Source organism: Oceanobacter antarcticus (genome assembly GCF_044962685.1).
Taxonomy (GTDB): domain Bacteria; phylum Pseudomonadota; class Gammaproteobacteria; order Pseudomonadales; family Oceanobacteraceae; genus Oceanobacter; species Oceanobacter antarcticus.
The window spans coordinates 1-879 of sequence record NZ_JBBKTX010000058.1 but is presented as its reverse complement, the minus strand read 5'-3'; the positions used below and the strand labels follow the sequence as shown (position 1 = coordinate 879).

Genomic DNA, 879 nt, shown 5'->3' with positions numbered 1-879 from the left:
CCGGTTTGCGTACCGCTGAAATGTTTGCCGAAGAAGCCGCCAACGGCACCATCACACTGCCAGCACGTGGCGAATAACAGGGGAGCATGAACATGAACTTGCAAGGTAAAAGCGTCAAACTTCACGACATGTCCCTGCGCGACGGCATGCACGCCAAACGTCACCAGATCAGCGTTGACGACATGGTCGCCATTGCCTGCGCGATGGACGCCGCCGGCATGCCACTGATCGAAGTCACCCACGGCGACGGCCTCGGTGGCTCCTCGGTGAACTACGGCTTCCCGGCCCACAGCGACGAAGAATACCTCGGTGCCGTGATCCCGAAAATGAAACAGGCGAAAATCTCCGCCCTGCTGCTGCCCGGCATCGGCACCGTTGACCACCTCAAAATGGCCCGAGAACTGGGCGTCTCCACCATTCGGGTGGCGACCCACTGCACCGAAGCCGACGTCTCCCAGCAACACATCACCATCGCCCGTGAAATGGACATGGACACCGTCGGCTTCCTGATGATGGCGCACATGGTACCGGCCGAAAAAATCCTCGAACAAGCCCGACTGATGGTCGGTTACGGAGCCAACTGCATCTACTGCACCGACTCTGCGGGTTACATGCTGCCGGACGAAGTCAGCCAGAAAATCGGCCTGCTGCGGCAAGAACTCGACAGCCGCATCGAAATCGGCTTCCACGGCCACCACAACATGGCCATGGGCGTAGCCAACTCCCTCGCCGCCATTGAAGCCGGAGCGGCCCGCATCGACGGTTCCGTTGCCGGGCTGGGCGCGGGAGCCGGTAACACGCCGCTGGAAGTGCTGTGCGCGGTTCTCGACCGCATGGGCTGTCAGACCGGTATCGACCTGTACCAAATCATGGACGTCG

At 61.0% G+C, this 879-nt stretch carries 1 protein-coding gene; it reads left to right on the top strand.

Features of this window, described 5'->3' with window-relative positions:
* Positions 1 to 92: 92 nt before the first annotated feature.
* Positions 93 to 879 (top strand): 4-hydroxy-2-oxovalerate aldolase (gene dmpG, locus WG929_RS20870; protein WP_416207608.1); only part of this gene is annotated, 787 nt, incomplete at its 3' end.